The organism is Mucilaginibacter psychrotolerans, assembly GCF_004519315.1.
GTDB lineage: Bacteria > Bacteroidota > Bacteroidia > Sphingobacteriales > Sphingobacteriaceae > Mucilaginibacter > Mucilaginibacter psychrotolerans.
Map to the genome: position 1 here is coordinate 72,718 of NZ_SOZE01000006.1, position 22,198 is coordinate 94,915.

The window sequence follows — 22,198 nt, forward strand, 5'->3', positions numbered from 1 at the left end:
TATAAAACGCGGTAAACTTAATACTAATTATCGTTTCTTCTGGGAATTTCGGGTGGCCGCTCCATGCCATCCGGCCGTCGCTGGCGTTTTGGCTTCACTTTTGGCTTGCCGGTAAGTGGATCTATCTCCTCCACTTTTTCGGGCTTGGGTTGTTTTTTTGCTTTGGCTACCTCTTTTATTTTCTTTTTATCTTCTTCCTGCTGCCGTTTTTTGTCTTTGGTGGTTGTATCGCGCTGTTGAAACGCAGGGCGCATGCCCATATACATGGCGCCGCCACGAAAATTATGATTGCTGCTGGTGTTGGAGCTGGCAGATAAAAGGCGTGGTGCGGATATCAACAGGAGTACAATATACAAAAACCACTTTATCATTTCAGGAGGAAAACAATCTCGTTATTATCAACATAAACAAAAACCATAGGGTAATTGCCTATCTTAATAATAACAGCCGAGGGTAAAAATTAACTTATAGAGGCTTGATTAGTAATATTGGTAAATATATAAATAGCCTGTTGAGCCGCCAAGCGCTTAGGCCGTTAATTTAATATCTTTTGATGTATAAACCCGGGCATGGTCATCAATAATGATGCAGGCCATTTGGTTAAGTTTATTGATGAGGTATAACCCGGCATTTATACCCATGGCAATAATAGGGGTAGCCATGGCATCGGCAAGCTCTGCACCGGGGGTAATGATGCTTACACTTTTAATTTTGCTCACCGCAAAGCCGCTATCGGGGTGTATATTGCCCACAGGCATAGCATCGCCGGTATAATTAAGCTTTTCTGAATTGAAGGATGTAGCGATAGCCATATTGCTGATATTTACGCCTGCAAAAGGCTGCCCGGCTTGCGACGGATCGGCGGCACCTATCGTCCATGGCGTATTATCCGGCTGGAGGCCCCAGCTAAGCAAATCGCCACCAGCGTTAATAACGCCGCTGCTCACGCCATCCATCTGTAAAATATATTTCGCTCTATCGGCTGCATACCCGCGGCTTATGGCGCCCAGGCCTATACGCATACCTTTGTTCTTTAAAAACACGGTTTGTTTTGCCGCATCAAGCACTACGTTTTTGTAGTTAGTGAGGCTTAGCTTGCGCTTGGCCGCCCTGGTATCGGCAGCAGCAATTTGGTTGGCGGGATAGGTAACATCAAAAGTGCCGTAAGTAAGTTCTGATATTTGCAACGCCCTATCAACCAGTTTAAAAATTTCTGCATCTACACGTACGGGGCGTATGCCGGCATTGCGGTTAATCTCATTCAGCTTACTGTCGTCGGTAAAGGTGCTCAGGAGTTTCTCCACGCGGTTGATTTCGTTTATCGCGCTATCAATGCGCTCATTGGCCCAATTAGCATCATTAGCCACCAGGCTTATTGCAAAACCATTACCCATCAGGCGTACTTCGCGCGCGAAAATTGTATTGATACCTGTTAAATTTTTTACTGCCAGCATATGCTTCAAGATTTCTTACCGTGATAATTAGTTGCAGCCGACTTAGAAAAAACAGGGCAAACACCTAACCTAACATTGCTAAAGTAGCGCAGCATTATGAAATTGAGATGAAATGTAAATATGTGCTGATAAAATATTATTTTGCAGGCGTTATATGTATCAATATTTCAATATCGATACATATAATTCCCCAATAATTTAAACTATTCACACTACATTCAACTGCGGATTAAACCTGTCATGAAAAAAATTGCGCTTTCGCTTTCGCTTTTGCTATCGTTTGCGCGCCTGGTGGCGCAAACCGGCAATACCAATAAAATCGAGCTCAACGCTTTGTATGGGCTTAATACTTTCACCTCCGGATTTTACAAAACACCAGGACACATGACCGGTGCCGAAGCAATTTACCATTTTGATATGGGTAATAACAAGGCTCCATATATCCAACTGCTCCATATACAATCTATCGATGTGGTAGCTGGCTTCCGCAACTTTAGCAAGGTAAGTGTTATAGATAGCAACAGCACGGTAAGCCACCCCATTGGGCAGGTGTACAACGTGCTGGGGCGGCTAGAAATTCCGGTTATTAAGGCAGGCGGTACACAGCTGATATTTGCCCCGGGGCTTGGCTTTGCTTATGCTACCGGTAGTTATTTTTCTAACGGCAACCCGCTAATAGGCAGCCATATTAATTTGGCAACCGAGGCAGGCTTATTTATAACAACGCCACTTAGCAATACCATTGCTTTAAAAGGCGGGATAGATATTTTCCACTATTCAAATGGTGGCACCCGCGTGCCAAACAAGGGTATCAATACGGTAGAGGCATCGTTTGGCCTTATCAAAACACTAAACACGCCGGGGCCGCAAACCGGCAGCAAGGCTTTTAGCACATATTTTAAACATTCGTTTGAAATTGGTTTGGATGCGGGCCGCAGGGGCGTACAAAAGGCCGACGGGGGCTTGTATAAATCGGGCTTTTCGGCAGCCTATAATTACCGCATAAGCCCGGCGGTAAGCTTAAAGGCTGGTGCAGATGCCGTGTATTATTTCTCTATCTATCATCCGGACGACGACCCGAAAACCAACCTGGAACCGAGCTATCAATACCATGGCTCATCTTTCGACAGATGGCGGTACGGCCTTAGCGGAGGTACCGATTTATGGATGGGGCGGTTGGCTATTATGGCCAACTATGGCTTTTACCTGCATTATAAAAGCACCACTAAAATCAACAGCTATTGGAGCCCCGGCGTAAAATATTATGTGCTGCCATGGGTGGCCCTACAGGTTAAGGCTTACATACACGGCAGCGATTGCGATTATTTGGGCGGCGGTTTAATTTTCCGCGCGCACTAAGCGGCGGTGCCTTCTTTTAAGCGTTCTGCATTCTCTGCAAATTGCAGGGCTTCCATAATCTCCTGCAGATCGCCGTTCATTACGCCGTTAAGGTTGTATATGGTTAAGCCTATGCGATGCTCGGTTAAGCGGCCTTGCGGATAGTTGTAGGTACGTACTTTGGCACTCCTGTCACCTGTGGCAACCATCGTTTTGCGCCTTTTTGAAGTCTCTTCCAGGTGTTTTTGCAACTCCATTTCGTAAACGCGCGAGCGTAACACGCCTAAAGCTTTATCGTAATTTTTTAATTGAGATTTTTGATCCTGGCACTGCGCAACAATACCTGTTGGGATGTGTGTTAAACGCACGGCAGAATAAGTTGTGTTTACCGACTGACCACCCGGACCAGATGCGCAGAACAAATCCTTACGGATATCGCTCACCTGCAAATCGATATCGAACTCGTCAACCTCGGGCAGTACCACTACCGAAGCTGCCGATGTATGCACGCGGCCTTGTGTTTCGGTATCGGGCACGCGCTGTACGCGGTGCACACCGCTTTCGTATTTAAAATTGCCGTAGGCATCTTCAGCGTTTACATTAAACACAATTTCTTTATAGCCTCCGGCGGTGCCTTCAGTATAGTCAACCAGTTCAGTTTTCCAGCCGCGGCGTTCGCAATAACGCATATACATACGGTACATATCGCCTGCAAATAACGCTGCCTCATCGCCGCCCGTACCACCACGTATTTCAATAATAGCATTCTTAGAATCTTCCGGGTCTTTCGGTATCAGCATCAAACGGATCTTTTCTTCCATTTCATCCTGCCTGGTCAACAATTCGTCCAATTCCATCTTCGCCATCTCGCGGAACTCCTCGTCCTTCTCGGTAGCCAAAATTTCTTTATTGGAATCAATGTTGCTCATAATGTTTTTGTAAACATTATACTCGTCAACAATTTTGGCAAGGTCTTTATATTCTTTGTTCAACTGGGCAAAGCGCTTCATATCGCTCATCGCGTCGGGGCTGCTTAGCTCAACTTCAACCGCTTTCCAGCGCTGATATATCAGTTCTAATTTTTCTAACATCTTATTTCGAAAATCAATCGCAGCGCTTGTTGGTTAGGCCAGCCCCGCTTCTTATTAAGCCTTTTTTTCCTTTCTACACAGGCTACGCCAAAAGGCTTTCTATTCCAATCGGGTTTACGCTACGCAGTTTGTCGCTAAAAACATGCAAAAATACGCAAATTAAGGGATATAATTTATTCAGCAGATTGTAAATAGATTAGTGTTTCCAAACGGGTATTGCCTCACGCTCGAAATACTTTAGGGTCAACTCTGTACCATCGAAAACGGCGTAAGAGGAATTGTACAGCCAATCGCCAAGATTAACATAACGGGAACGCTCGGTTAAAGCAATATCAAGCGGCTTATGGCGATGCCCGTAAACCATATAATCGTAATGCTTGCTTTGCAGCAATTCGCGCGAGTAAACTTGTATCCACTCCTGTGGGTGCAGTTTAGCTTCGCCTATACGTGCATTGGTTTGCTTACTATCGTGCGACCATGCATTGGCCAACCCAATACCCAGGTTTGGATGCAACCTGGCAAACATCCACTGGCAAAGCCTGCTGCGGAAGATCTTCTTAAGGAATTTGTATTTTTTATCGCCGGGGCCAAGGCCATCGCCGTGATGCAGGTAAAAAGTCTTACCGTTGCGTTCCATTTCCAGTTCATTGGTTATGATGGTGGCGTTCAATTCTTTCTCAAAATAATCAAACATCCACATATCGTGGTTCCCTTTAAAAAAATAAAGCTTTATGCCGGCATCTGCCAGTTCGGCCAGTTTGCCCAAAAAGCGGATGTAACCTCTTGGAACTACCGTTTTATACTCAAACCAAAAATCGAACACATCGCCCACCAAAAAAAGTTCGGCGGCATCCACCTTTACCATATCCAGCCAGCGGATGATGCGGGCCTCGCGCACGGCTGAGGTTTCGGCACCACGCACGCCTAAATGAAAATCAGAAGCAAAGTATAATTTATTACCGGTTGGCATATAGCATCAAAAATACAGCAATAATCCAAAGCAGCAAATTGGAATTATGCAGGCCTAATACGCCCCGGCAGTAAGCGGCGGCATATTCTCAATACGCTTGACAAAATACAAATCCCAGGCGTGCTGTTGTTGTTTATTGGTGCTGTGGCCGGTGTCTTCATCGTAATCAATATTCAGCTGTTTGTATTTAGCGTCTATACGGTTAAAGATATCCATCGCCTCGTTTTTGTAATTGGCGGTAAAACGGGTGCGGTTTACTACCCGCAATACCTCCTGTTGTTCCAGGTAAGCGATATTGTAATGGCCCTGCTCGTGCTTTAGTATCTCGGCCATAGATTGCTGCGAGGTAATGCGCGAGCGGTCTATCCACGATTTGTAATTGTTCATATCCAGCCGCACGTTAAAATGCAGAATATATTCACCATCCTGGTGCGTGGCCTGGAAACGGAAATCGAGGGTGCAATTGGTGTAGGCCACCACGCCGCGGTTATTGGCACGTGGATAGCCCTGAAAATCATCCGCCGTAAGCTGCCTGAAAGGCTGGGCATAAAGCGTAAAAGTAGCAAGCAGCAACAACACCGATACCGTGCCTGCACGTAATAATCTCAACATCATCAGAAGGGGTTAAAAAGTAATTTTACTTTTTGACTTTATCCGATTGCAGAAGGTTTAATGCCATCATTTCTTTCATGGTATGCTCCATCCCTGCGGTAGAGCCATCCAAGAAAATAACGTTGCCGTTAGAATTTTCGGCGAAGTGCTTGATAGATTCAGTCCACATGGTAAAGAGGATAACCGAGGTATCCATGTTGGCGCCTTGCATTTCTTTGGCGGCCGTAGTCATACCCTTGGCCACCTCCTCGCGGAACAAAGCTATACCCTGGCCACGCAATTGTGCCGCCTGGCGTTCGGCCTCGGCAGAAATCTTGATGGCGTTACCATCTGCTTCAGCTGCTTTTGTTTTGGTGATGAGCAATGCCTGCCCTTCGTTCTCGGCTGCTGCTTTGAGGTTATTGGAGGCCACTACCTGGCTCATCGATTTCATGATGACATCATCGAAGGTGATATCGTTCAGCTGCAAATCTTGCAGGTGATAGCCCCAGCCTTCCAGTATGGTATCCAATTGGTCTTTTACGTGTTCTACGATATCGCGGCGCAAAATCAGCACTTCGCTTTGGCGCTTGGTAGCTACGAATGCGCGGATAGAACCCTCTACGGTACGGATGAGCGCCTGCATCAGGTTACGCTCGTCTACGAATTTAAAGGCAACGTTTTTTATGGCCTCTTCAGATTGATCGAGCACAGAGTACAGGAGCATTGCCTTAAAGTAAACGTTGGCCTGATCGAACGTTACGGCCTGGAACTCCAGCTCTACCGAGCGGTTTTGGATGGATATTTTAGAGTAGACATTTTCGATGAAAGGGATCTTAAAATTCAAGCCGGGGGCTAATATGCGGCGGTATTTACCGAAAACGGTTATCACCACGATGGTGCCCTGTTTTACCGTAACGAACGACGAGGCTACCCCGACAAAAACAAGAAACAGGATGATGTAAAAAACAATAGATGTAGCTTCCATTTGGCTTTATAATTTGAAATAAATATAGGCTTATTTATGATAGATTCATGCGAAATTTAAAAGCAGGAAGTAGAGACGCAATATTTTGCGTCTCCGATAAGAAAAACGAATCTGAATGGTGGAATTGCAAACGGGAGACGCAAAATATTGCGTCTCTACAAGAATTATTCCGCCACCCAAACGGCATCAACAAACCAACCTTTGGTATCCAAAAATCTATTTGAAGGCTTAAAACCCGCAATCGCTGCCATGTTGTCCACCTGTTCCACGGTAAATTTCTGCGATATTTCCATGTAGATGTACTCGTCTCTGGCGAAGCTTATAAGCTCATCGCCGATATTCACCTGCTGTTCCTGCAAACTAATCAGGTAACTCCGGCAGGCTCCGCTTTCCGGGTCGTACATGGCGTAATGGTCGAATTGGGAAACATCGAAATTGCCGTTCAGTTCGCGGTTAATGCGCTCCAATAAATTCAGATTGAAACGTTTGGTGATGCCTTCCTTGTCGTTATAAGCAGCCAAAACGGTGTGCGGGTTTTTCTTCAGGTCTACACCTATCAGTACCATATCACCGGGCGAAAGATGTTCGCGCAGGACCTTGCAAAATGCCTCGGCATCCTTCACCTGCATATTGCCGATGTTAGACCCCAGGAACATCACCACCTTGCGTTTATCGGATATGGATGCTGCCTTTTTCAACATGTCGAAATATTCACCCTGCAAGCCATTTATTTTTAAGCCCGGCAAGGTAACCGGCAGGGTAATGTTGAGGTACGATATTACGTTTCCCGAGATATCAATAGGTAAGTAGGTAAAATCTGCCTGCTCATCAATCAAATACTTTAACAGGTGGCTCGATTTGGTAGCATCCCCCGCGCCCAACTCTATCAGTTCAAATGCGTCGCCATCGGCCATGATGGCTTTGGCCAGCTCCCCGGTCTTTTGGGTAAATATTTCCATCTCGCAATTGGTGGGGTAATATTCGGCGCAGTTCATCAGCTCCTGAAATATCTTATCGCCGATTGCATCGTAAAAATATTTGGAGTCGAGTCGTTTTGGCGTTGCGCTTAAACCGGTTATCACGTCCTTGTAGAACTGTCCGTTGGTGCTGAGTTGCGCTTCAGGGTTTTTCAGGGTACAGGTAGATGTTTCCATTGATTTCTATTTTGCGAGGCGTATGCCGGTAAACTGCCAGCGTAATTCGGGTTGAAAAAAATTGCGGTAGGTAATACGGCTATGGTTGGGCGGCGTTACTTCTGATGCCCCCCGTAAAACCTTTTGCCCTACCATAAACTTGCCATTGTATTCGCCGATGGCACCTGGAGCTTTGGCAAAACCCGGGTATGGTAAGTAACTGCTTTCTGTCCACTCCCAGCGGCTGCCCCAGTTGAATTGCGTGGCGGCTACCTCCCACTCAAACTCCGTCGGCAGGCGCATACCTTTCCAGGAAGCATAGGCGTAAGCTTCGTAATAGCTAATGTGGCAAAGCGCCTCGTGCAGATGTAACGGCTCCAAACCATGATAAGTGTAATAATACCATTTGTCATCAATCAAATGCCAGTACATGGGGGCTTCTACCTTGTTGGTGTTTACCCAATCCCAGCCTGCTGCATGCCAGTGGCGGAAATCGTGATACCCCCCGGCATCTATAAATTCCAGGTACTCGGCATTGGTGACCAGCGCCGGACTAATCCCAAACGCATTCAAATACACCTTATGGCCGTTATGCTCATTATCGAAGGAAAATCCCTCGCCTGTGAAACCTATCTCGTAAACGCCTTCGGCCAGACTAAGGAATGCAGTGTCGGCAACCTCTTCGACTTTAGGCTTTACATAATCTTTGGAATAGGCCGGGAACAGCGGATTATTGCCCAGTATGTATTTGATATCGGTCATCAGCAGTTCCTGATGCTGCTCCTCGTGGTTGAGGCCAAGTACTAACAACTCCTGCACATCGGCACTTAATGGGCCACCCGCAATAAAGTTCTGCATGGCATCATCCACATACTTGCGGTAAAGTTGTATATCGATAACCGTAGGGCGGCTTAAATTGCCCCTATCCGTGCGGATAACGCGTGTGCCGACGGTTTCGTAATAGCTATTGAAGACGTAATTGTAATTAGAGTCGTACTCCTGGTAGCCCATAAAATAAGGCTTCAGGATAAAGGTTTCGAAAAACCAGGTGGTGTGCCCGATGTGCCATTTGGGGGGACTCACATCTCCCACAGGCTGCACCACGTAATCTTCTGTTTGCAGGGGCGCGCATATAGCTTCGATGCGCTGGCGTACTTTTTTATAACTGTCTGCTAAATCCATTGGTATTACTTGCTATCCAAATAGCGTTTAAGGTCGGTAATTGTTTTGATGTGAAGCTCTTTTGCCTGCTTTTGGCGCATCATTAAAGCATAGGCATTGTTGAAGCCGATGGGCCTGAGCCATTTCAACTGATACCGTTTCACGAACTCGCGGGTCACGTAATTGTAGGTGCTATCCTTGCTTACTTGCAACTGCTCCACCGTTTTTGTAGGGGCTTGCAGTATGGCCAACAGGCCGGTACCGGTGTATTCGGGGTAAAAATCAATCTGGTCGTTGGTGAGGGCATCGAAAACGATTTTGGTGCCTCCCAGGCCTGTTTTGGTGGCCACATCGTAATCGGTATAGCCTTTTATCAGCATGGTGTACATGCTGGCCAAAATGTATTGCTCGCCGAATATTTTAGAGCCTATGCGCACCACACCGCTTTTACCACCCCTGTCTACCCTATACAATTTCTTTGCCACCAAAAAATCTTTGGCTACACGCTCGGGCGATTGGTGCAGGTAATCGGTTTTGTAGTTCAGCTCTGTCATTACCGAATCGGTAATGGTGCCGGCGAGCAGGTTCAGCGTTTTTTCCAGCTGAGGGAATTTCCGCAGGGCATCCTCGCGTACCACCGGCGCAGCGTAATAGGGCGGGAAGATCTTCTTATCATCATCCAGCACCACCAAGTCGTAAGCCTTCAGGCGGCCATCGGTAGAGTAGCCGCTAATGACGTCCAGTTCCTTTTCCTGCGCGGCCTTGTACATCACCGCATCGCTAATCACTATCGTATGTATCTTTAAACCGTATTTACTTTGCAGCCCAAGGTTGCCATCCTGCCGCCCCATAAACTCGGGCGTAAAGCCCGCTGTGAGCTTGCTGCCATAAGCCGATGGCACAAAATACAGGCAGGATAAAAGCAGCAACAAAACCGGTGCAATTTTCACGGCACCTTTTATCTTTTTAAAGTTTAGCTTTTGCACCAGCGATAGCAGGAAATCGAATATAATGGCTAGCAGTGCGGCAGGTATGGCTCCCGCCAAAATCATGTTGGTATTGTTAAGCGAGATACCCCCGAAAATAAACTCGCCTAAGCCGCCCGCTGCAATGTATGATGCCAGCGTAGCCACGCCAACATTAATCACCGTGGCGGTACGGATACCAGCCAAAATTACCGGCATAGCCAACGGAAGCTCCACTTTGACCAATACCTGCCATTTGCTCATACCCATGGCAACCGCCGCTTCTTTTACCGTAGCATCTACACCTGTAATGCCCGTAAAGGTATTGCGGATGATTGGCAGTAATGCGTATAGCAACAAAGCCACAATAGCAGGCTTTGCGCCGATACCCAGCAAGGGTATCATAAACCCGAGCAATGCGATGCTGGGGATAGTTTGCAAAACGCCTGCAATGCCCAGCACCAAACCCGAAAGGCTTTTCTTACGGGTGATGTAAATACCCAAAGGCAGGCCTATCAGCACGGCGATAAACAAAGAGATAAACGTAAGCCCGATATGCTGCAACGTTTGCGCGGCCAGTTTATCGGCCTGCTGAGCCATAAAGCCCCAAAGGGGTTGCTGTTGCTCATTCATGCGGCTGCAGGGTTTTATATTGTGCGTACGCGGCCATCAATTGCTCGAAGCTGATGGCCTTTATCACGTCCTCGCTGTTCTTAACCTGTATGGTTTCGGCTTTGCTAAATTTAAATTGCTCCAATGCCGACCAAAGATCAAGCTCGGTAGAAAGGGCCGGGGATTTTACTTTGTCGCCGCCCGTAGGCAAATGCTCCCACAAATCGCTTATTTTGATGGCCCTGAATTCCAGTTGCAGGCGCTGCTCCTGCAAAAAATCGCGCACAAAGTTGTTCTTCGGCGCAAACAACAATTCGGCAGGGGTGCCTATCTGCACTATCTTGCCTTTATCCATCAGTGCAATACGGTCGGCCAGTTCAAAGGCTTCCTGTACATCGTGTGTTACCAGGATGATGGTTTTGCGTTTTAGTTCATCCAGCGCCTTAAATTCGCCGTGTATCTTTGCGCGGGTAACGTTATCCAACGCGCCGAAGGGTTCGTCCATCAGTAGCACGGGCGGGTCGGCAACCAAGGCGCGCGCCAGGCCTATGCGTTGCTGCTGGCCACCGCTCAATTCGCTTGGATAGGCGGTAAGGTGCCCTTTATCCAGATGCAGTTTGCCCAACAATTCATTAATGCGTCTATCGGTTTTGGCCTTATCCCATTTCAACAGTTGGGGTACAATGGCGATATTTTCGGCAACGGTATAATGCGGAAAAAGACCATTGTTCTGCAATACGTAGCCAATGCCCCGGCGAAGTGCCTCGGGATTTTCTTCCAGAATGTTTTTATCGTTGATGTAGATGCTGCCGCTATCGGGCTCTATCAGGCGATTCAGCATTTTCAAGGTAGTTGTTTTGCCGCAGCCGCTGGTGCCCAGCAAGGCCAAGGTTTCGCCATTGGCTACCTCAAAGGAAATTCCGTCAACCGCTTTTGTGGTACCGAATGTTTTTACAAGCCCATCAACCTTTATCATATCGGGCAATTAATCCTCCAAAGTCATGAAAAGGTTATTCAACGATTCGGAGTACGTGGGGTGCGCAAACACACAATAGCGTATCCTGTCGTAAGTAATACCGCCTTCCATGGCCATTTGCAGTACGGTCATGATTTCGCCACCCTCGGTACCTACTACGGCCACACCCAATATCTTTTTGGTATCGGCATCTACAATGGCTTTCATCAGGCCGCGCGTATCGCCGGTTTCCAGCGCGCGGGCCACATGCGCCATTGGCAATTTGGCCACTTTTATATTTAACCCTTGCTTGCGGGCTTCAGTTTCAGTAATGCCTACGCGGCCCAATTCCGGGTCGGTAAACATGCAATAGGGTATTGGGCGGTCGCTGGTATTTAGGTCCAGTTTTTCTATCAGATTGCGGTAAACGATGGTGTAATCGTTATAAGAGATATGCGTAAAAGCCGGGCCGCCCTTTACATCGCCCAGGGCATAAATGCCTGGCTGCGTAGTCTCCAGCTTATCGTTTACTTTAATGTACCCTTTTTCATCTACCGCTACGCCGGTTGTTTCCAGCCCCAGGGTATCAGTCTGCGGAGCGCGGCCAATGGCCACCAGTACATGTGTGCATTTCAGTTTGCTTTCCTTACCGCCGGTATCCAGCGTTGCTGTAACCTGGCTTTTGCCTTTATTCTTAAACTTTAGGGCTTTTGTATTGGTGAGTACTTTTATGCCTTCCACCTCTAATATACCGGTTATCTCAGTAGAGATGTCTTCATCCTCGCGCGAAAGCAGCCTGCCTGATTTTTCCAGGATGGTAACCTTGCTGCCAAACCTGCGGAACATCTGCCCAAATTCCAACCCAATGTAGTTGCCGCCAATGATCAACAGATGCTCGGGGACTTTCTCCAGCTTGAGGATGCTAGTTGAGGTGAGGTATTCGATATCGTCTAGCCCTTCGATATCATGCGGGACGATGGTTTTGCAGCCGGTGTTGATAAATATCTGGTCGGCGGTAAACTGCCGCTTCTTCCCAGTTTTGGGGTTTACGGAAATAGTCTTTTTATCGATGAAGTTAGCCTCGCCAAAAAGCAGGTCGAGGTTTTTTGTTTTCTCCATGGCGGCCTGGCTGCCATTGCGCGATTTCATTACGATACCATTGGCACGTTTCACCACCTGTTTCAAATCTACCGTGTAGCCTTTTATATTGATGCCCATATCGTTGCATTTGCCCGCCAAATAAGCGAGCCGTGCACTGGCCACCATGGTTTTAGTAGGCGTGCAACCATCGTTAACGCAGGTACCACCGATGAAGCGCTTCTCTATCAGCAGCGTTTTCATACCGGCATTGGCCAGTTTTTTCGATAATGGAGATCCCGCCTGCCCCGAGCCGATGATTATAGCGTCGTAATGCTTCATATCAACCGGTAACTTTTACGCCTTTCCAAAAGGCAATATGATTGGCGATATTGGCGGCAGCAGCCTTGGGCTCTGGGTAATACCAGGCTGCATCGCGATTCTGCATACCGCTTACCTCCAGTGTGTAGTAAGATGCAATGCCTTTCCAAGGGCAGGTGGTGTGTGTACTACTTTCCTTAAAAAAATCCGGCTTGATACTATTCTGCGGGAAATAATGATTGTTTTCTACAACGATCGTTTCGTTGCTTTCGGCAATAACCTCGTTGTTCCAAATAGCTTTCATGTTAGGTTGATTTGTGTATAAAGATACCGCAACGGCATCGGAATTATAAATAGCGAAATGCATTTTTTGTTTGACCATGTCAAAAATGAGATACCTTACACAATTGGTAGCGCGCATCTCACGAACCTTACAGTAAAAATATTTTTAATTTTATTTTTAATTTCTCAGAAAACGCATATCTTTGCATTCCCAAAATAAGGGAAACGAAATCTAAAAACTTAGATTTCGCAACTCAGAAATGGCCCGTTCGTCTAGGGGTTAGGACGTTAGATTTTCATTCTAGAAACAGGGGTTCGATTCCCCTACGGGCTACCTTAGGGGAAAGGTTATCAAAAGATAACTTTTCCCCTTTTTTTATGCCTTGTAATTGCTTGTTTATCAGCATAATAAGCGACAATGGCTCACTCAAATAAGCGGTTCGATGTTGCTTTCCGTCAAAGCATAGATTTTGTGGGTAAATCGAACCAATCAATTTTCTTTTTTCCGCTACACTTGCCCCTTTGTAGTGTAATTGAATGTTTGAGTACTTTTCTACAACCAAATTAAGGAGGTTTTCAACTGTTTTCAAGCTATCAGCCTTATTTGGGAGATCAGTTAATTTCGCTTCAAGCATCCTTAAGGCATCGTTACATTCTGACTTGATAATCTTAAAGTCTTCCGCATCAATTTCCTCTAGCATAAAGCGTTTACGCGCATTAGATAACATTTTTTCCTGCTCCTCCATCTGATCTGCAATGACCTTACGCTCATCCAAGCCGTCCCTATGTTCAGATTTAAACACATCTAATACAATCGCTTTAAAGTGGTTGCTAATGCCTGGGTGAAGCTGAAAGTTTATCAGGTCATCCTCAAAGTATTTATTGACCTCTTCCGCTTTGAAGCGGCTTTTGCAAGTATTATCAGAACAGTGGTAATAATAGTAACGGCTATGCCTTCCTTTAGAAGCACTGCCGGTCAACATGCGGCTACACAAAGGGCACTCTAAAAAGCCTCTCAGAGGCAACATTTCATTGGAGGTGACCTTTGTTGCGGGAATACGCTTATTGCCGTTTAAAACGTCCTGAACCTCATAAAAAAGGCTTTCAGTAACCAACGGCTCATGCTGGCCTTTCACAAAATACATTTCTTCCCCTTCGTATGGAGGAACAACTATAGTTCCGCAGTAGACGGGGTTTCGGATAATCTTCCAAAAATTGTTTCGCTCACACTTTAGCCCCTTGCTAAAAGCCTGTTTACGTACTTGTTCAGCATTATAAACACCTTTTGATAGTTCAGTAAATACCCATTGCATCGCTGCCGCTTCTGGCTGCTTGGGAGCAATAAACTTTCTACCATCTGAATGGCTTAAGTTTTGATAACCCTTTGGAGCCGTAGACATCCACCGTCCTGCTTTTCTTGCCCTGCGCATCCCGGTTAAAGTATTAAGTGCGCGCCTTGTATTTTCAGACTCTGGTACAGCAAGGTAAACCGCAAGCATTACAGTACTTTCTGGTATTTTAAAATCAATTGGTTGGTCAATGGCCATCGCTTGTACATTAACTCCCCTCAGAATGCCGATCATTTGATAAGCATATTCAATGTTACGACTAAAGCGGTCCCATTTGATAAACAATATATTCTCCTGATCCTTTTTCTTACGGCCCTTTACAACATTCAATAACTTCGTCCATTCGGGACGGTTAAAGTTCTTTGCAGAATAGTCTTCCCTGTAAATGCCCCTTACCTCTATGTTATTTTGCTCGCAATAACGCATTAGACGATCTTCCTGCTCCGGTAAGGAATAACCCTTTCTTTTTTGTTCATCAGTGCTAACACGCACGTATAAGTATGCAGAATTCATAATAGAGTAATTTAATCGAATGGCCGATTTTCAAGGCCACCCATGTCTTTAATGTATTGATTTACAGCTAATTTAGCTAAAAAGTATAAGAAATCCAAAATTTCTTTGGCATCATTTTCAGAAACTTCGATGTTATTTTCACGAAGTGTTTTAATGGTTTGTTCAGGAGTAACATTCCTTTTTTCGGAATTTCCGGCCTTCATGTTTAGACAATAAGAAGGTGCGTCTGATCGGCGATCACTTGTCACCTGTAACAATACCAGGCGGGTGTCCCGATGAATAAGATGGCATCCAGAATGAGCGGTTATTGCGATGTAGACAGGGAAGACAGGTTAGCAACCAGCTAACCTCATTTGTAAACACCATATACGACCTGACAGATGACGGGTCAATAAACGAACAGCAGTTGGTAATTGCCTTTTTTCTTTAAACGCATGTAAATCCAGTTTGTTACAGGAAAGGTGAAAATCAGGCCATACCAAGTCATTGCACCGCTTAAACAACTGGTAGCAGCAAGCCGGAAAAATGTCAAGGGTGGCGCATCGGTTGAAAAACAATTAACAATGCGCCATTTATGTACCCTTTACTTTTTTCCGGCGTTGCTAATTTTGTGGTGACGGTGTGATGTGTAAATAATGTCATGCAAACCAAACGGATGAATAATAACAGTTATCCAGTCTTATAAGTGAATTAAGGGCAATAGGAAAGGCAGTGGTGTTTTGAGGCACGAATAACATTACAGCCGTGGGTGCAAAGGCTAATTGCGAAATGAAGCCCGGAGCGGATGCGTGTGGCGCAATGTAGCAATTTGCCTTTGCTATGCCATTTACACCCCTAAAGCCAATTGAGCTGACTATATAAATAATTTGATCAAATCTATTGATCTTAATCCATAATAGTTACATGGGTGATGTTAGAAATCCTTTCAGATATAGGGATGATTATTGCTGACCTGATGGTGTTGGAAGTGAGATATGTTTACCAAGGGCACTTAAAAGTTCACAAGGATCAACGTTTATTGACAAAGCAATTTTGTACAATTCATCAACCGTTAACTTTGTCGATTTATTATTTGATAATTGTGTTAACCTGGCTTTACTTATTCCGGTTCGCCTTGAAATTTCGGCCTTGTTAACTGACTTTTTTGTTAGATATAGCCCTAATTCCGTCATTGATTTAGAAAGTCAATACATTTATTTAGAGTTAAGCTACATCTGTTTAATTTATTAGCCCAATAATTTGAAATTTGGATATTTATTCTATATACTTGTATATAATATCTAAACAATCGTAATAATTGAATAGATATTTAGGAATTGAAATAATGCGGGTTGTATCTATTACATACGCGCATTGAAGTCTCACTTTAGAAGAGTAGAAAATTTTTAATGAAAATTGGATAATTGTTGCTTAGTGCAGAAACATGAGTTCCCACACATCTACAAGACCTAAAGTGATACGTTGGTTTCACACCTTCGGCAATTGGGGAATTCACTTGTAAATACTCTAATTGCCATTGGTCAAAAGAGTATGAAATGGCTTCGGATAATGAACATCAGCTTTTAATCAACCAACTACAGCAAGATAACCAACTGGCTTTTACGCAGCTTTATGACCTTTACAGCCACAGGCTTTACAGGAATATCCTGCGTATGGTCAAAGATGATAATATCGCCCAGGAACTGTTACAAGACCTCTTTCTGAAGATATGGGAAAAACGGCATAGCATAAACCCTGAAAGTTCTTTTAAATCCTATCTATACAAGATCGCTGAAAATTTAGTGTATGGCCATTTTCGCGGAATGGCAAAGGACAAGCGTTTGATAGAACGCCTGATTCTATCGTCTACTGCTTTTGATACCTATGCAGAAGAAGCTATTATTACCAAAGAAAATCAGGATCTGCTTAAAGAAGCCATAGAAAGCCTTCCGCCTCAAAGAAAGCAAGTTTATACTTTATGTAAGTTGGAAGGTAAAAGCTATGAGGAAGTAAGTTTAGAAATGGGCATAGCCACTTCAACTATTCGTAATCAGATCGTCCAGGCTAACAAATCGCTAAGAGATTATTTAAAATCAAACGATGATCTGTTGATAGCCCTGATCGTTGCCGGCCTATTCAGGCATATCAATTAAATTGGTATAAAACCGTACCCAGCACTCTCAGCCAGCAAAAAACAAAAAAAATGAATCGGCACGCGGCTTATTAAAATCACCTGCCTACGGATTTTCGCTTCCGTCGTTTTAGTGCATCATCCTCATCATCTGAAATTTGGATGCCATAACCAGCATCATGCCAATCAGCAGTAAGATCATTATTACCATCAGCATTACCCGTAGTTGTTTCAAGTAAGCCGCCTGTGTTGTTACCGCCGCTTCCAGCCTTTCCATCCGTTGTAGGATCTCGTTCTGTGTCTTCGTTATCTTTGTGATATGACTGGCCGAGTTCAACGAGTTTTTCTGCATCAGGTAAATAAGATTTAGCATCGTTTCGTCTTCCGTTCCGTGGATTTCCGCTTCCGGCTGGTGTAAGTTCTCCGTATTTGGCCTTTGTTCTGCAGTTAGCTTCGCTAACGCTTTGGCGATCTCTGTTTTGCTCATAGTCTAATTGCTTTGCTATCTCCATCCATTTAAAGCGACCGCCTAACGCCTGTCCCTTTGCCTTAAAGTCGTTGTAAAAAAAGGTAACGCCGCTGATATGCCCGGTCGTTGCCTGGTTAAAGAGTAAATGCACTCCTTCAGCTTCGCAATGCTGGATGAAATCCTGCATGCTCCGCTTCGGTTGGTTCAGGATAAGCGATAGCTTTTCCTGAACCAACATTTTGTTTGATGCCTTTCCGGTTCGTACGACCATTTCTATTTCGTCCTTCTTTGGGGCGCGTTTAAATTTACTGCCCGTTGGGAATACCTTAACGCTTTGCGCAGACACCTGCGCTGATACGAATTTGCTTTGTGCCATCGGTTTAAGATGATGCACCCTTTCTAACTTTCGTAATAAAGCTTCGCTACGCTTGAAGTTATTGCTATCTGAAACTACGTTGCCATCGAAGGTGATGCGGTTGACCAATAGATGAATATGCGGGTGTCCTGCATCATGGTGACGGAAGATCATATACTGGTTATCGGTAAAGCCCATGCCTTGTAAATAATCACCGGCGATTGCCAGCAACTTGCCATTATCGAGTTTTTCGGTTTCTTCCTGTAAGAAGTTAAGGCTAGTATGATAAACGTAATTACCAAGTGCGGGGCGTTTGCGCCTTACCAAGTCGATTTCCTTTTTGATAAGCGCTACATCCAGCGATGCAAAATTGGTTTCAAGCAGTTCGGCTTGTTGGGTGCTGTCTTTGTGATTTAGCTTTTTAAGGTTGTAACCTAACGCCCCTATAAAACTTTTACCTATCTTCTGATCCGCTATCATCTTTTAGTAAAAGCCTTAAGATCTTTTCCTCCTGCCGCAACAGCACAGCAAGGGTCTTATCAATACCAAAAGGGAACTTTCCTGAGTTGGCGTGCCTTGTCAATTGGTTTAAGTTAACGCCGATCCTTTTCAATTCGACGTAGGTGTCCTCGTCAATTTTGGGCAACCGGGTAGCAGGAAAATGACCTTTAAATATCTTAGTCCTGACCAAGTCGCCCGGCTTGGTACCACACGAATCTGCAAGGGCCAACAATCGCTGCCGTTGTTTTTCGGTTACCCTGAAAGTGATCTTTAAAGACCGCTTTTCTGATGGAGAAACTTTTGGCCTTGCCATAAGTGCTCAAAAAAATGTTTGTTGGAATTGCTCAAGGCAATGAGCAATTTTAAACCCAGCGAGGGCCGCAGGGAAACCCCGCGTTTATCAGCCGTGAAAACGACCCGGCACTTATGCCGTACTCAAAGATATTTATTTGCTGCTCCGCATCCAAATTTTATGCAGAACAAAGTGAAAGCATACCGGGTCCGGGTGTCCCGGCAAGCGTTTTGGTCCGACCAAAACATGGCTTGCTTTACTCAACTTAGTTAAGTGTGCTTTGCGTAATTTCTTACGTACTCAAACCATAAAGTATAATTTAATTTGCTTTTGACTTTTAACCCTCAAAGAGTATAGTTCAATTCTCTTGCATGGCATGCAAGAGGTCATCGGTTCGACTCCGATATTCTCCACTTTTTGATTATCAGCTTTTAGATTAACTTCTAAAAGCCTGTTTTTTTTGCAGGTACAACATAGGTACAACACTTTCTTCTCTAATTGTTAAGTTTAAGTGCTTCGAGAAATGCACGGAAACGTTTCATCTAAGATATTTTAGTCGGCAGGAAATAGTTCTAAGATGCTGACATGTATCGAGATTAACTGATGTAAGAACAACTGAAGACTTTTATCATCACAAACACTTTCATTTCTGATATACTTTTAATCCGCTGTTCAGGTACTTCAAATAGCTGGTCGCATCATAGTCAGCCCCTTGAGGCGCTACCAAAGGTTCTTGTTTATCCGGATCAAGCAATACATAAAACGGCTGCGAATTGGATACAAATTTTGAGATTTGCAGGTAGCTCCATTTATTACCGATAGTTTGTATTTTTCTTCCTTCGGGCGTGGTGGTCTTTTCTGATTCAGCCAGACTTGTCTTATCGTCAACATATAGTTGGATGAGTACGTAATCCTGGGTAATTCTTTGATATACCTGTTTATCGAGCCAGATGTTAGCTTCCATTTTGCGACAGTTTACGCAGGTATGGCCTGTAAAATCTATCATTACCGGTTTATGTACCTTTTTTGCATATGCAATACCTTCATCATAATCAAAATAGGGATTAAAGCCCTTTGGCCTATCAAAAAGATCGGCATATTTATGCGGTTGGGTATCGGTAATATTATTACTATTTTGATTACCAGTGTTTATACCCGGATTTGACAAGTCAAAATCCTGGGTAGCCTGCGGCGGAAGAAAAGCACTGATTGATTTGAGCGGCGCACCCCACAATCCCGGTACCATATACATGGTGAACGCCAAAATAATAATGGCCAGAAAAAGCCTTGGCACCGAAATAAACTTCAGATCGCTGTCATGACTGAATTTTAGTTTACCCAACAAATAAAACCCCATCAGCGCAAAAATCACGATCCACAATACCAGGAATATTTCCCTGTCAAACCAATGCCAATGATAAGCCAGGTCTACATTGCTTAGGAATTTGAGCGATAGCGCCAGCTCAAAAAAGCCTAGAGTGACCTTAACGCTATTAAGCCATCCGCCTGATTTTGGTAACGAGTGAAGCCAACTGGGAAACATAGCAAACAATACAAAAGGTATGGCTAGCGCCAGCGCAAAACCCAGCATGCCAATAGATGGCCCCAGTAAGGCCCCAGTAGTGGCAGCCTGAACCAGCAGTGTACCAATAATAGGGCCTGTACAGCTGAAGGACACCAGCGCTAATGTAGCCGCCATAAAAAACAACCCGGCCAGGCCGCCTTTATCTGAATTTTGATCCATTTTATTTACCCAGCCCGAGGGCAGGGTAATTTCAAATGCACCCAGAAAAGATGTGGCAAACGCCACAATTAACAGGAAAAAACCAAAGTTGAAAATGCCGTTGGTTGATAGACTATTTAAGGCATCGGCGCCGAAAAGTACGGTTACCAGGAGTCCCATCAACACATATATGGCTATTATACTGATGCCGTAAATAGCGGCCTTACCTACCGGGCTCCCCTTTTTATCGCCCGATTTGGTGAAATAACTAACCGTTAACGGGAGCATCGGAAAAATGCAGGGCATTAACAGGGCGGCAAATCCACCCGCTAAACCGGCTAAAAATATGGCCCATAGGGTTTGTTTGCTCTGGTTTTTGCTAGTGGCTTTTAATGCGGCCTTTCCGCTTTTTTTGTCCAATGCTTTTTCCCGACTGCCGTCTTTTTTTGTTGTCCCGGTGGTTTTTGCAGCCGGGGATGGATTAATAGGCGTAAATTCTATCCCTGAGATTGAAGCAGTGTCTTGTGCTTTTACCACATTTTGGGCAAACACGATCCCTGTAATTAGTAAAATAAATAATATGAACCGCTTCATTAATATTTGTTTTTTTTGATCCTGATATTTGATACAATTTCTGTAGAGCTAAGTTCATGAGGTAATTTCTGTACCTTATCAAGCTTATCAAGATGATATTGGAGCAATAGCCCTAATTAACTGTTAGCCGGTTAACAGCATACGGTGATAGCGCTACATTGCTGTTACCAGCCATCCTATGCCTATTACCTACCATTTAGTTCAGGTTACCAAATAATTCTTTTAGTTTTTTGTTTAATGTTATCCCTCTTAGATCTTTTGCTATAATGTTTCCATTAGGGTCTACAAGAATAGTACTTGGGATGCCCTTTATTCCATAATAAACCGGCAGCTCGTCATCCCATCCTTTTAAATTGGACAATTGTGTCCAGGGCATATTATGTACACTTAGCGCATTTAACCACCGTTTGCTATCATCATCGAGCGAAATACTTACAACTGTAAAATTATGGTCTTTGAAGGTGTTGTAAGCTTGTATAACATTCGGGATTTCCTCGCGGCAGGGATAACACCAGCTTGCCCAAAAATCCACTAACACATATTTACCCTTGAAAGCTGAAAAGCTAACCGGATTACCTTTGCTATCTTTTTCTGTAAAGTCCATCATTTTTTCACCAATGGCGCTGCGCCTGAGGATTGCCAGGCGATCTGCAGCGCGTTTACCTTCTGAGCTTGATTTTATTTGAGGGCTTAATAGGTCATACATTTTTGCAACATCTTCATATGTACCTATTCTGCTATATTCAGTCACCAGGTTTAAACTGAAAGCACTTTGTTTGTGGGCGGCAATGTAGTTATTGGCAATTGTATTTTTCTGTTTGGCAATACCAGCAATTTTTTCTTCCAATTCCACTTCCTGGTCTCCACTTAATTTATGGTATTGAAGGTAAAGAGACTCTTCCATTTCCTTTAACGGCTTCATTAATAGCGCATAAGTTACTGCCTCGTCATTTGTTTTAGAACCAGTTACTTTAAGTGCTTCCACTGAATCTCTGCTTCCAGTTATAGTCATATCACCTGGTTCTATAAATATGTAGGTTGCCCGCCCCGGAAAAATCATTGTTATTTTCTGTGCTTCAGTTACCGGGGCCTCCCAGGTAAATTTTCCATTAATAATTTTTTGAGTAACAGATTTGGCGATGTTACCCTCATTGTATTCTATGATTACCTGGCTGTCACTTCCCAATGCTTTGATATTTCCGCTTAGCCGGACCTGACCAAATAAACTCCCGGAAAAGCAAATTGATGCGACAAAGGTTATGATTGAAAAAAGTTTCATATCGTTTAAATATTTTTAAATGAAGCAACCCCGAATCCCGGTTATGCTATAATTAAATCTTTGATTAGTTAACAC

At 44.5% G+C, this 22,198-nt stretch carries 21 protein-coding genes and 1 tRNA gene; 3 read left to right on the top strand and 19 right to left on the bottom strand.

Going from position 1 to position 22,198, the window contains the following annotated elements; all coding sequences use genetic code 11:
- Positions 1–23: 23 nt before the first annotated feature.
- Together E2R66_RS08335 and E2R66_RS08340 are read right to left on the bottom strand one after the other, a co-directional pair.
- Positions 24–371, bottom strand: a complete 348-nt coding sequence (locus E2R66_RS08335; protein WP_133228669.1) for a hypothetical protein — start codon at positions 369–371, stop codon at positions 24–26.
- Positions 372–527: 156 nt separating this feature from the next.
- Positions 528–1,454, bottom strand: a complete 927-nt coding sequence (locus E2R66_RS08340) for an FAD:protein FMN transferase (protein WP_133228671.1) — start codon at positions 1,452–1,454, stop codon at positions 528–530.
- A 240-nt stretch (positions 1,455–1,694) separates the two neighbouring features.
- Between E2R66_RS08340 and E2R66_RS08345 the strand changes: the two genes are divergently transcribed.
- Complete coding sequence (locus E2R66_RS08345; protein WP_133228674.1) at positions 1,695–2,813, top strand: acyloxyacyl hydrolase; 1,119 nt, start codon at positions 1,695–1,697, stop codon at positions 2,811–2,813.
- Here the strand turns inward: E2R66_RS08345 and prfA are convergent.
- From prfA to E2R66_RS08395, 10 genes are all read right to left on the bottom strand, one after another.
- Positions 2,810–3,883, bottom strand: a complete 1,074-nt coding sequence (prfA, locus tag E2R66_RS08350; RefSeq protein WP_133228675.1) for a peptide chain release factor 1 — start codon at positions 3,881–3,883, stop codon at positions 2,810–2,812. The genes E2R66_RS08345 and prfA overlap by 4 nt on opposite strands.
- A 196-nt stretch (positions 3,884–4,079) precedes the next feature.
- Positions 4,080–4,853 carry a UDP-2,3-diacylglucosamine diphosphatase gene (locus tag E2R66_RS08355; protein ID WP_133228678.1) on the bottom strand — a complete coding sequence of 258 codons (774 nt, stop codon included), beginning with the start codon at positions 4,851–4,853 and terminating at the stop codon, positions 4,080–4,082.
- A gap of 54 nt (positions 4,854–4,907) precedes the next feature.
- Positions 4,908–5,468 (bottom strand): DUF922 domain-containing protein, encoded by a 561-nt coding sequence (locus E2R66_RS08360; protein WP_133228681.1) that lies wholly within the window; start codon positions 5,466–5,468, stop codon positions 4,908–4,910.
- 22 nt (positions 5,469–5,490) lie between these two features.
- Positions 5,491–6,432, bottom strand: a complete 942-nt coding sequence (locus E2R66_RS08365) for an SPFH domain-containing protein (RefSeq protein WP_133228684.1) — start codon at positions 6,430–6,432, stop codon at positions 5,491–5,493.
- Between the two features lie 164 nt (positions 6,433–6,596).
- Positions 6,597–7,586, bottom strand: coding sequence for an L-histidine N(alpha)-methyltransferase (gene egtD, locus E2R66_RS08370; protein ID WP_133228686.1), 990 nt, complete (start codon positions 7,584–7,586; stop codon positions 6,597–6,599).
- A gap of 6 nt (positions 7,587–7,592) precedes the next feature.
- Positions 7,593–8,747 carry an ergothioneine biosynthesis protein EgtB gene (gene egtB / locus E2R66_RS08375; protein WP_133228688.1) on the bottom strand — a complete coding sequence of 385 codons (1,155 nt, stop codon included), beginning with the start codon at positions 8,745–8,747 and terminating at the stop codon, positions 7,593–7,595.
- A 5-nt stretch (positions 8,748–8,752) separates the two neighbouring features.
- Complete coding sequence (locus E2R66_RS08380; protein WP_133228691.1) at positions 8,753–10,324, bottom strand: ABC transporter permease/substrate-binding protein; 1,572 nt, start codon at positions 10,322–10,324, stop codon at positions 8,753–8,755.
- Positions 10,317–11,279 carry an ABC transporter ATP-binding protein gene (locus E2R66_RS08385; protein ID WP_133228693.1) on the bottom strand — a complete coding sequence of 321 codons (963 nt, stop codon included), beginning with the start codon at positions 11,277–11,279 and terminating at the stop codon, positions 10,317–10,319. The genes E2R66_RS08380 and E2R66_RS08385 overlap by 8 nt, the downstream gene beginning before the upstream one ends.
- A gap of 9 nt (positions 11,280–11,288) precedes the next feature.
- Entirely contained in the window at positions 11,289–12,677 is a 1,389-nt protein-coding gene (locus tag E2R66_RS08390; protein ID WP_133228694.1) for a mercuric reductase, read from the bottom strand.
- A gap of 1 nt (position 12,678) precedes the next feature.
- Complete coding sequence (locus E2R66_RS08395) at positions 12,679–12,960, bottom strand: DUF427 domain-containing protein (protein ID WP_133228696.1); 282 nt, start codon at positions 12,958–12,960, stop codon at positions 12,679–12,681.
- A gap of 240 nt (positions 12,961–13,200) precedes the next feature.
- Between E2R66_RS08395 and E2R66_RS08400 the strand changes: the two genes are divergently transcribed.
- A tRNA-Glu gene (locus E2R66_RS08400) sits at positions 13,201–13,272 on the top strand.
- On the opposite strand, the gene E2R66_RS08405 is transcribed toward E2R66_RS08400, so the two are convergent.
- From E2R66_RS08405 to E2R66_RS08415, 3 genes are all read right to left on the bottom strand, one after another.
- Positions 13,235–14,800: a recombinase family protein gene (locus E2R66_RS08405; protein ID WP_133228914.1), complete on the bottom strand. Its 1,566-nt coding sequence runs from the start codon at positions 14,798–14,800 to the stop codon at positions 13,235–13,237. The two genes, E2R66_RS08400 and E2R66_RS08405, sit on opposite strands and share 38 nt — an antisense overlap.
- 11 nt (positions 14,801–14,811) lie before the next feature.
- Positions 14,812–15,003 carry a hypothetical protein gene (locus E2R66_RS08410; RefSeq protein ID WP_133228698.1) on the bottom strand — a complete coding sequence of 64 codons (192 nt, stop codon included), beginning with the start codon at positions 15,001–15,003 and terminating at the stop codon, positions 14,812–14,814.
- Between the two features lie 738 nt (positions 15,004–15,741).
- Entirely contained in the window at positions 15,742–15,972 is a 231-nt protein-coding gene (locus E2R66_RS08415; protein ID WP_133228699.1) for a helix-turn-helix domain-containing protein, read from the bottom strand.
- Positions 15,973–16,335: 363 nt separating this feature from the next.
- Between E2R66_RS08415 and E2R66_RS08420 the strand changes: the two genes are divergently transcribed.
- A complete protein-coding gene (locus E2R66_RS08420; RefSeq protein ID WP_133228701.1) occupies positions 16,336–16,932 on the top strand; it encodes an RNA polymerase sigma factor in 597 nt (198 codons plus the stop codon).
- A gap of 76 nt (positions 16,933–17,008) precedes the next feature.
- On the opposite strand, the gene E2R66_RS08425 is transcribed toward E2R66_RS08420, so the two are convergent.
- The 4 genes from E2R66_RS08425 to E2R66_RS08440 all read right to left on the bottom strand — a co-directional run bounded on the left by E2R66_RS08425 (position 17,009) and on the right by E2R66_RS08440 (position 22,123).
- The gene (locus E2R66_RS08425) at positions 17,009–18,214 is read right to left on the bottom strand and encodes a relaxase/mobilization nuclease domain-containing protein (protein WP_133228703.1); all 1,206 of its coding nucleotides are present in this window, start codon (positions 18,212–18,214) and stop codon (positions 17,009–17,011) included.
- Entirely contained in the window at positions 18,189–18,548 is a 360-nt protein-coding gene (locus E2R66_RS08430; RefSeq protein WP_133228705.1) for a plasmid mobilization protein, read from the bottom strand. The genes E2R66_RS08425 and E2R66_RS08430 overlap by 26 nt, the downstream gene beginning before the upstream one ends.
- Positions 18,549–19,170: 622 nt before the next feature.
- Positions 19,171–20,844: a protein-disulfide reductase DsbD family protein gene (locus E2R66_RS08435; RefSeq protein WP_133228707.1), complete on the bottom strand. Its 1,674-nt coding sequence runs from the start codon at positions 20,842–20,844 to the stop codon at positions 19,171–19,173.
- A gap of 196 nt (positions 20,845–21,040) precedes the next feature.
- Positions 21,041–22,123, bottom strand: coding sequence for a TlpA disulfide reductase family protein (locus E2R66_RS08440; protein ID WP_133228709.1), 1,083 nt, complete (start codon positions 22,121–22,123; stop codon positions 21,041–21,043).
- Positions 22,124–22,198: the final 75 nt, after the last annotated feature.